This is a genomic window from Pseudomonas sp. 18173 (genome assembly GCF_050432945.1).
Taxonomy (GTDB): Bacteria; Pseudomonadota; Gammaproteobacteria; order Pseudomonadales; family Pseudomonadaceae; genus Aquipseudomonas.
In genome coordinates this window covers 1-552 of the sequence record NZ_JBKFTN010000084.1, presented here as the reverse complement: position 1 = coordinate 552, position 552 = coordinate 1, and the positions used below count along the sequence as shown (strand labels likewise).

The following is a 552-nucleotide window of genomic DNA, read 5'->3' as shown; positions in this document are numbered from 1 at the left end:
TGTTGCAGAGTGGCCGCCACCGGGTCGCGCAGCAGGCGGTTATTGGCCTCGACATAACGCGGCCACAGCGTCTCAAGCAGCTCGGTGTTTTTGTTCAGGCCAAACCGCTGGTACCAGGGCGCGCCGTGTTCGGCGCGGTCATTCAGGCGCCCCAGCTCGAGCGTCAGCTGGTGCAGAGCCAGCAGTTGCTGGTCGGCGCTTTGCGCCTGGTGCAGCGAGGTGATGGCGCTCTGCACCTGGGTGATGTGCACGCGGTTGCTGGCGAACGACAGCAACAGGCCGACGCCCCACACGGCGATCAGGGTCAGCGCCGTGGCGTAGCCGATGCGCACGACGCCCCAGCCCAGGCGGCGACGGTGCAGGGTTTGGTCGCCGAGCACGCCGTCCCAGGGCGGCGTGACGTGCCACAGACGCCCACCCTCTGCCGTGCCGGCCGGCACCGGCAGGCTGAACCACAGGCCGCGCAACGGCACGCCCCGGGCAAAAATCCGGAACATCGGCGCCAACGCCTGACGCCAACGGGCAATGCCCTCGACCTGCAGATCGCGGGCC

At 69.2% G+C, this 552-nt stretch carries 1 protein-coding gene; it reads right to left on the bottom strand.

All coding sequences use genetic code 11. The features are described 5' to 3' along the window. Window positions 1–552, bottom strand: a 552-nt coding sequence (locus ACLD1X_RS29175) for an ImcF-related family protein (RefSeq protein WP_429373740.1), incomplete at both ends; no start/stop codon positions are given.